This window comes from Collimonas sp. (genome assembly GCF_044339385.1).
Taxonomy (GTDB): domain Bacteria; phylum Pseudomonadota; class Gammaproteobacteria; order Burkholderiales; family Burkholderiaceae_D; genus Collimonas.
Map to the genome: position 1 here is coordinate 1 of NZ_JBIIVN010000123.1, position 7,768 is coordinate 7,768.

General features: G+C 54.0%; 8 protein-coding genes and 2 pseudogenes. 7 read left to right on the plus strand and 3 right to left on the minus strand.

Annotated elements, in window-relative coordinates:
- Positions 1 to 115: 115 nt before the first annotated feature.
- From ACIQ0R_RS09435 to ACIQ0R_RS09465, 7 genes and pseudogenes are all read left to right on the plus strand, one after another.
- On the plus strand, positions 116 to 958 hold the full coding sequence (locus tag ACIQ0R_RS09435; protein WP_395826499.1) for a putative selenate ABC transporter substrate-binding protein: 843 nt from the start codon (positions 116 to 118) through the stop codon (positions 956 to 958).
- A 15-nt stretch (positions 959 to 973) separates the two neighbouring features.
- On the plus strand, positions 974 to 1,816 hold the full coding sequence (locus ACIQ0R_RS09440) for a phosphonate ABC transporter ATP-binding protein (RefSeq protein ID WP_395826501.1): 843 nt from the start codon (positions 974 to 976) through the stop codon (positions 1,814 to 1,816).
- Between the two features lie 43 nt (positions 1,817 to 1,859).
- A pseudogene (locus tag ACIQ0R_RS09445) lies at positions 1,860 to 2,690 on the plus strand (PhnE/PtxC family ABC transporter permease).
- Positions 2,687 to 3,509, plus strand: a pseudogene (phnE, locus tag ACIQ0R_RS09450) (phosphonate ABC transporter, permease protein PhnE). Before ACIQ0R_RS09445 ends, phnE begins: the two co-directional pseudogenes overlap by 4 nt.
- Positions 3,510 to 3,614: 105 nt before the next feature.
- The gene (locus ACIQ0R_RS09455) at positions 3,615 to 4,319 is read left to right on the plus strand and encodes a hypothetical protein (RefSeq protein WP_395826503.1); all 705 of its coding nucleotides are present in this window, start codon (positions 3,615 to 3,617) and stop codon (positions 4,317 to 4,319) included.
- Entirely contained in the window at positions 4,225 to 4,974 is a 750-nt protein-coding gene (locus ACIQ0R_RS09460) for a mechanosensitive ion channel family protein (RefSeq protein ID WP_395826505.1), read from the plus strand. The genes ACIQ0R_RS09455 and ACIQ0R_RS09460 overlap by 95 nt, the downstream gene beginning before the upstream one ends.
- Before the next feature lie 116 nt (positions 4,975 to 5,090).
- Positions 5,091 to 6,284: a fatty acid desaturase gene (locus tag ACIQ0R_RS09465; RefSeq protein ID WP_395826507.1), complete on the plus strand. Its 1,194-nt coding sequence runs from the start codon at positions 5,091 to 5,093 to the stop codon at positions 6,282 to 6,284.
- Between the two features lie 240 nt (positions 6,285 to 6,524).
- On the opposite strand, the gene rpmG is transcribed toward ACIQ0R_RS09465, so the two are convergent.
- The 3 genes from rpmG to radC all read right to left on the minus strand — a co-directional run bounded on the left by rpmG (position 6,525) and on the right by radC (position 7,641).
- The gene (rpmG, locus tag ACIQ0R_RS09470) at positions 6,525 to 6,692 is read right to left on the minus strand and encodes a 50S ribosomal protein L33 (protein ID WP_395826509.1); all 168 of its coding nucleotides are present in this window, start codon (positions 6,690 to 6,692) and stop codon (positions 6,525 to 6,527) included.
- A gap of 22 nt (positions 6,693 to 6,714) precedes the next feature.
- Positions 6,715 to 6,951 (minus strand): 50S ribosomal protein L28, encoded by a 237-nt coding sequence (gene rpmB / locus ACIQ0R_RS09475; RefSeq protein ID WP_006463730.1) that lies wholly within the window; start codon positions 6,949 to 6,951, stop codon positions 6,715 to 6,717.
- 150 nt (positions 6,952 to 7,101) lie between these two features.
- Complete coding sequence (gene radC, locus ACIQ0R_RS09480) at positions 7,102 to 7,641, minus strand: DNA repair protein RadC (protein WP_395826511.1); 540 nt, start codon at positions 7,639 to 7,641, stop codon at positions 7,102 to 7,104.
- Between the last annotated feature and the right edge of the window lie 127 nt (positions 7,642 to 7,768).

Below are 7,768 nucleotides of genomic sequence, written 5' to 3' on the forward strand. Positions count from 1 at the left end.
TCCTTGAACTCCGCCGTGTACATCTGTTTTGGTATCTTCTTCATTGCTGGTCTTTCCAAAGGATCGTTGATTTTACGTTACCTATGGAAGACTAAATTTCGGGGGAAGCTCAGTTTTGTCGCTGTTTGGACTGCTGCTTGCGACAATGATGTTTTTTGCTCCTGCCCACGCACAGCAGGTACTGCGCGTATCGGCAATTCCCGATGAAGCGCCGACAGAGCTGCAACGCAAGTTCAAGCCATTGGGCAGTTATCTGGAAAAGAAGCTTGGCGTCCAGGTTGAATTCACTCCGGTTACCAATTACGCCGCTGCCGTGGAAGGACTGTTGAACAACAAGCTCGATCTGGTGTGGTTCGGCGGCTTTACTTTCGTCCAGGCTAATGTGCGCAGCGGCGGCAAGGTCATTCCGATTGTGCAGCGTGAAGAAGACCAGAAATTCCGCTCGGTATTTATCACCACCGATAAATCGATCAACGCGCTGGCCGATCTGAAGGGCAAGAATTTCGCGTTCGGCGCCGAATCTTCTACTTCCGGCCACTTGATGCCGCGCTCCTACCTGCTAGCGGCGAAGGTCAATCCTGATACCGATCTCAAACGCATCGCATTTTCTGGCGCACATGATGCTACCGTGGCTGCGGTTGCCGGTGGCAAAGTCGATGCTGGCGCGCTGAATATTTCGGTCTGGGAAAAGCTGGTGGCTGAAGGCAAGGTCGATAGCAAAGTGGTGCGTGTGTTCTATACCACGCCAGGTTATTGCGATTACAACTGGAGTGTACGTTCCGATATGAATCCGGCGCTGCGAGCAAAGCTGACCGATGCTTTCCTCAGTCTCAATCGCAGTAATCCAGAAGACGCGGCAATCCTCGATCTGCAGCGCGCTACGCGCTTCATCCCGACCAAGCCCGAAAATTATGCGGCAATCGAAGTCGCGGCGCGCAATGCGGGGCTGTTGAAGTAAGCTGAAGTTAAGCGCATGACTCTCACGCTGACTCATCTTTCGGTACGCCACGCCGGTATTGCAGATGGCGGTGCGGCCACCTTGGACGACCTGAATCTGGTTATCCGACCGGGCGAACAGATCGCCCTGATCGGGCCGTCCGGAGCGGGCAAGACCACCTTGCTCCATACGCTGGCCTGCGCCTTGCAACCTGCCTCGGGCGACTTCATCTTGTTCGGGCAGCAGCCGTGGCGACTATCGAGCCGCCAGCGGCATGCGCTGCGCAAGCAATTGTTTCTGGCGCCGCAAACGCCGCCATTGCCGCCGCGCCAGCGCGTTGTCACGACGGTGTTGGCCGGTCGCCTGCCGCAGTGGAGCCTCTGGCGGTCACTGGTTTCATTGATAAAGCCAGTCGATCCGCAAGCTGCATTCGCGGCGTTGGCGCGCTTTGATCTGCAAGACAAGTTGTATGCGCGCGTCGATCGCCTCTCAGGCGGCGAACGCCAGCGTTGCAGTATGGCGCGGCTGTCGCTGAGTGAAGCTGCGTTGTTGCTGGTGGACGAACCGTTGTCTGCGCTCGATCCATCGCTGATGCGGCAAACCCTGACTGTGTTGCAGCAGGAAGCTGCGGCGCGCCAGGCTGCGCTGGTTTGCAGTCTGCATCAGGTCGAGTTGGCGCGCGAGTGTTTTCCGCGCATCATCGGTTTGCGCGATGGCCGGATTTCGTTTGATGCGCCGCGTGAACTGGTCAGCGATGCAATGATTGCGGCGTTGTATGGACAGCGGCAGACAGTTGATGCGGTCGGTACAGTCGACACCAACCAGGCAGCGCCTGCGGATGCTGCAGCCCTAAAGACCGTTGCCGTTGCGCGCTGCTGACCGCCGGACACTCCCCACGTTCATGACGCCCATGTTTTCCAAGATGTTTTCTTCCAGCGCCCATCCAGATCCCGCCTGGCGCTATCGCCTGACAGGGGGGGCTTGTTTGCCGTCATCTTGCTTTGGCCGTTGCTGGTGTTGAGCGAGTTCAAGCCATGGTCGCTGGTTGATGCGCAAAGCCTGAGTGCGATGGGAAAATTTCTGGCAGGTTTTTTGCCGCCCGCTCATTCCTTGGAATTTCTCTCCATTGTTGCAGTTGCTACCTGGCAGACCATCGCCATGGCAACCGCAGGCATGACGTTGGCCTTGCTTGGCGCGATTCCACTGACGTTGCTCGCCACAGAACGGTTGTCGATCTCGCGCCTCGGTACCCGCCGCATGAGTCTCACAGGATCGCTGATACGACAAGCGACGCGCTGGCTGCTGGTGTTGCTGCGTAGCGTGCCGGAACTGGTATGGGCGTTGTTGCTGGTGCGCATTACGGGTCTCGGCCCGACTGCCGGTGTCATTGCCATCGCTCTTACCTATTGCGGTATGTTGGGCAAGGTATATGCCGAAATCCTCGAATCTTCCGATGCCGATGCCACCGAGGCACTGCTGGCAAGCGGCAGTGGTCGCCTGTCTGCATTGTTGTATGGTGCATTGCCGGAGTCGGCGGGGGAACTGGTTTCCTACACAGTCTATCGCTGGGAATGTGCGATACGCGGCTCGGTTGTCATGGGTTTTGTCGGTGCCGGGGGGGCTTGGTCAGCGCATGGATGAATCGTTGAAGATGCTGGCCGGCGACGAGCTATCGACCATGTTGATCGTCTTTGTCTTGCTGGTGGCTGGCGCCGACGGCGTCAGCAAAATGCTCAGGCGGAGGCTTGGATGAAACCAGCAGTTCAGTCTGCCATGCTGCCGCCGGCGCCTGCTATGCGCGCTTCGACGATACTGTTGTTGTGCGGCTTGTTGGCGCTGGTGGTGGCAAGTTTTGTCTCGTTGCCCATTAAATGAGACACCTTACTGACACGCGAAGCGCTCCGTACCAGCATCGAATTTCTGGATGGATTTATCCCGCCGGACGTGTCCGCGCCGTTTTTATGCAAGATCGCTTGGGCGGCAGCGGAGACGCTGGCGATGTCGCTGGTTGGTACATTGCTGGCTGCGGTCGGCGGTTTTTTTTCTGGCGCTGCCGGCGAGCGGCCGCGTCGGCGGCCGCTATAGCGGTGTTGCACGGGGTGCTATCCGCACGTTACTTAATGTGCTGAGGGCGATTCCCGAACTGGTGTGGGCTTCCATTCTGTTGATTGCCGCTGGCCTCGGGCCGTTTGCGGGAACGCTGGCTCTGGCCGCTCATACCAGCGGTGTGTTGGGCCGTTTGTTTGCCGATGCGTTTGAAAATAGTCCGCCTTCGCCGGAATTTGCGTTGTGTATCAATGGCGCAAATTCAATGGCAGCATTCTTTTATGCCATCTTGCCGCAAAGCTTGCCGCAACTGCTGTCCTACACACTGTATCGCTGGGAAAATAATATCCGTGCGGCCGCCATTCTGGGGGTGGTCGGTGCCGGTGGAGTCGGGCAGATGCTGAAATATCATCTGTCGTTGTTCCAGATGTCGCAAGCCGCCACGGTAACCGTTGTGATGCTGTTGATGGTAGCTGCGGTGGATATGGCGAGCTTCGCGCTGCGCAGGACGATGGTGCGTGCTTGAATCAAATGTAAGCGCGGCAATCTGAGCGGTGTTTCTTGAACTTCTGAATTACGCCCGGCCTTGGCGGGTGAACCGGATCGTTGCATTAGACATATAGAGAAATTGATGCAGGATATTCTTACTGACCTTATCGGCAGTTTGCTTACCAATCTGCGGGCACCGGGCCTGCCGGAGCAGGTCTGCGTGTTGTTGTCGAGTATCTTCCTTGGCTGGCTGCTGGCCCGAGTGCTGCGGCGCATATTTGCGGTCAATGCGGTGCAGCCGCAGGTGATGCAAATCGGCTTGGGCAGCTTCGCCAAGGTGCTGACGCCGGTTTTGACCTTGCTGCTGATACTTTTCAAGCTGCTGCTGCAAAAATTGCACCAGCCGGTCAACCTGCTGCGCCTGGTTATCCCCTTGGTTGCATCGCTGGCGCTGATGCGCTTTGTGTTTTACGTGCTGCGCCGGATTTTTGTACGCAATTCAGGAGTCGGCACATTCCTGCTGCTATTTGAAAAGACTTTTGGCGTCCTGGTCTGGATCGGGCTGTTACTTTACATCAGCGGCTTGTGGCCCGATCTGGTCGATTATCTGGATACTACTGTATTGCCGATCGGCCGCTACAAGGTGTCGCTACTGGCAATCATGCAGGCGCTGGTTTCGGTGCTGGTGACTTTGGTGATTGCGCTGTGGGCGGGGGGCGACGCTGGAAGAGCGTCTGATGCGGATGAACACCATGCATTCGTCGATCCGGACCGTGGTGGCGCGGATGGCGCGGGCATTCCTGATTCTGGTTGCGGTGTTGGTCAGCTTGTCACTGGTCGGGATTGATCTTACTGTGTTGTCGGTATTTGGCGGCGCGCTTGGCGTGGCCATTGGTCTGGGCTTGCAAAAGATCGCCAGTAGCTATGTTTCCGGTTTTGTGATCCTGCTTGAGCGTTGTTTAGCCATCGGCGATATGGTCGCGGTAGGTACTTTTTATGGAAAAGTGACGCAGATCAATAGCCGTTATACCGTGCTGCAAGGCTTGGACGGCATCGATACGGTTGTGCCCAACGAAATCTTCATGATCAATTCCGTCCAGAATTATTCGCTGACCAATCGTACTTTGCGTCTTTCGACCCACGTGACCATCGTTCATCGGGACGACATCGAAAGTATTTTATTACTGTTGGAGCAAGCAACGATTTCGGTCAACCGCGTCTCGCGCGAAGTGTTGCCGCAAGCCTTGCTGCTGAAGATTGGGCCGGATGGGCTAGAGTTAGAGGTCGGGTTCTGGATTGTTGATCCTGAGAACGGTCGGCTCAATGTGTTGTCTGATGTGAATCGCGCTATCTGGCGGGTGCTGCAAGATAATCAGATCAAGATTGCCCAGGTAAAGCGGGATATTAAAATATTGCATGAAAATAATTTTAGCGCTGCTTCTTCTCAGGAATCGCAGATACCTGACACACAAGATCAGCCTAATTTAAAAAATGGCCAATAAAAAGGGTACAATTGCATGCGAAATTCGGGTAGATGTTCGGTAACTACCCGTCAACTTACCCGTATTGCACTGCAAAATAAAGTGGTGAGGCAATCTCTAAACATGGAGTACAACTAGTGTTCAATGCAATTCTTGATTTTTTGTCGAATGGCGTAACAGGCGCCAGCGCCTGGCAGGTCGTCGTGTTCACGATCGTCGTGACCCACATTACGATCGCCGCCGTGACGATTTACCTGCATCGTTGCCAGGCGCATCGCGCCCTCGATCTGCACGCAATCCCAAGCCACTTCTTCCGCTTCTGGTTGTGGTTGACGACTGGCATGGTCACTAAAGAGTGGGCCTCTATCCACCGTAAACACCATGCCAAGTGCGATACCGAAGAAGATCCGCACAGCCCGGTCACGCGTGGTATTAAAAAAGTATTCTGGGAAGGTGCTGAGCTGTATCGCGCAGAGTCCAAGAACCGGGAAACCATGGAAAAATTCGGTCATGGCACACCTGACGACTGGATCGAGAAAAACCTCTATACCAAGCATAGTGCGTTGGGCATTGTCGCTATGATGATTATCGACATCATGCTGTTCGGCGTCATCGGCATCACTGTGTGGGCGGTGCAAATGGCATGGATTCCGATTACCGCCGCAGGCATCATTAACGGCATTGGCCACTACTGGGGCTATCGCAACTACGATTGTAACGACGCCGCGACCAACATTATCCCGTTCGGTATCATCATTGGCGGCGAAGAGCTCCACAATAACCATCACACTTTTGGTACCTCGGCCAAGTTGTCGTCGAAGTGGTATGAGTTCGATATCGGTTGGATGTATATCCGCATGCTGGAGATCTGCGGTCTGGCCAAGGTCAAGAAGATTGCGCCGGCGCCGAAGTTCAACCACGCTAAACTGGTACCAGATTTGGGTACCCTGCAATCGGTGATTGCTAATCGCTACGACGTGATGGCCAAGTATGCAAAATCACTGAAGAGCGCCTGGCACGAAGAGCGCGCCCATCTGACCGATAAAGCCAAGCTGGGAGCGGGCTTTCTGAAGTCATCAAAGAAGCTCTTGCAACGTGAACCGACCAAGCTGGAAGCGCCGCAGAAGCAGCAATTGACAGAATTATTCTTGCACAGCAAGGCACTGCAAACCATGCATGAAATGCGGGTTGAGCTGAGTGCAATCTGGGAGCGCTCGCATTTCACTCGCGACCAGTTGCTGCATCAATTGCAAGATTGGTGCGCTCGCGCTGAAGCCTCCGGCGTCAAGTCGCTGCAAGATTTTTCGTTGCGTTTGCGCAGTTATGCCTGATACAGTTTATTGGTTAATGAAACGGCCTCCGATAATATCGAGGCCGTTTTTTTTGCCCATCAATAAATCCCTGCCGGCGTAATTGCTATTTTGTGCCGGAATCTGATGTTCCGATGAAGGAATGCGAAGGCGCTGCTCCAGGCCTTCTTTGGTGCTGGCTTGTTGTTTTTGGGGTGGCCTACTGTCGTAAAAAAGCCCCGCACGACGATTGTCGTGCGGGGCTTTTTAGAGATGGATCAATTATTTGATCTTTGCCTCTTTGTATTCGACGTGCTTACGAACCTTCGGATCAAACTTCATGATCGACATTTTTTCCGGCGTAGTACGCTTGTTTTTTGTCGTTGTGTAGAAATGACCGGTACCTGCGGTCGATTCCAGCTTGATTTTGTCGCGGCCTGATTTCGCCATGATTCTTCCTTTATTCTGCTAGTTAGACTTTTTCGCCACGAGCGCGCAAATCGGCCAGCACGGCATCGATGCCGATTTTGTCGATTACGCGCAGGCCGGCGTTGGACAAGCGCAGGGAGACCCAGCGATTTTCAGACTCAACGAAAATGCGACGATTTTGCAAGTTAGGCAAAAAGCGACGTTTCGTCTTGTTGTTTGCATGGGAAACGTTGTTGCCGACCATCGGCCCCTTCCCGGTGACTTGGCAGACACGTGCCATGTTTTTTACTCCTAAAAGATTTCCGAAACTGGAAAAAAGCAAAGTATATATAAAAAAATGAGATTTTTCAATGACTTGCGAAAAACAATTGTGTCTTTTTATTTTTGCTTTATTTAACAATTCAAGTGAGCGTCTGCGTGGACGAACATTTCATAGCTGGCCATGTTCGGCGAATGAATAAACCTGGCTTCCCGCCACGATGAAATGATCGAGTACCCGGATGTCAACCAAATCCAACGCCTGCTTCAATGTGTTGGTTAAGCTCAGGTCGGCGCTACTGGGTTCCATCGTGCCGGATGGGTGGTTATGCGCTAGCATCACGCTGGCAGCATTGTGTCCCAGCGCTGCCTTGACCACCTCCCGGGGATAGACGCTGGCCTGAGACAGAGTGCCGCGAAACAATTCTTCGGCGCAGATCAGACGATTTTTGACGTCCAGGAACAAAACAAGAAATGACTCGTGCGCCTTGTGCATCAGCAGTAGTTGCAAGTATTGTTTTACCGCAGCGGGGGAGTTGAAGCTATTGCCGCTTTCCAATGCTTCTGCAAGTGAGCGCCTGCCGAGCTCAAGGACCGCCTGCAACTGAGCAAATTTTGCAGGCCCAAGGCCATTCATCGTGGAGAACTCGGCGAGGGAAGCAGAAAACAAACCATTCAATGAGCCGAAGTGCTGGGTCATATCGCGTCCCAGATCGAGAGGGTGTAATTAGTTTTGTGTAAACGGTCATTTGGCAGCACACTGCCACCATAGAGGAAAAAATGACCTACGTAAAACGCACCAAACGGGCCAAGCCCGATCCTGAGTTGGTCAAGCTGGC